Genomic DNA, 237 nt, shown 5'->3' on the forward strand with positions numbered 1-237 from the left:
CTGCCGCCTTCCTCCGGGAGCTGCTGGCACAGTTTGCGCCGGGCAGCAAACCCTCCGGGGAGAGCGCCGAGCCCGGCCCGGACAGCACCGATGCCGTGCCAGAGGAACCGGAACGCCCCACCCTGGGAGAATTCCTCCGGGAGCGCATCGGCAACCCGCCGGACAACTCGGGCACGCCCCGGGACGCCATCGGGCGCAATGAGGAGGAATACCTCACCGCCGCTGCCGCCTTCCTCC

Annotated in this window: 1 protein-coding gene; it reads left to right on the top strand. The window is 71.3% G+C overall.

Annotated elements, in window-relative coordinates; genetic code table 11:
* The coding region (locus tag H9X81_RS12105) for a hypothetical protein (protein ID WP_204722191.1) at positions 1-237 on the top strand (237 nt) is incomplete at both ends.

Source organism: Hydrogenoanaerobacterium saccharovorans, from assembly GCF_016901815.1.
Classification (GTDB): Bacteria; Bacillota; Clostridia; order Oscillospirales; family Ruminococcaceae; genus Avimicrobium; species Avimicrobium caecorum.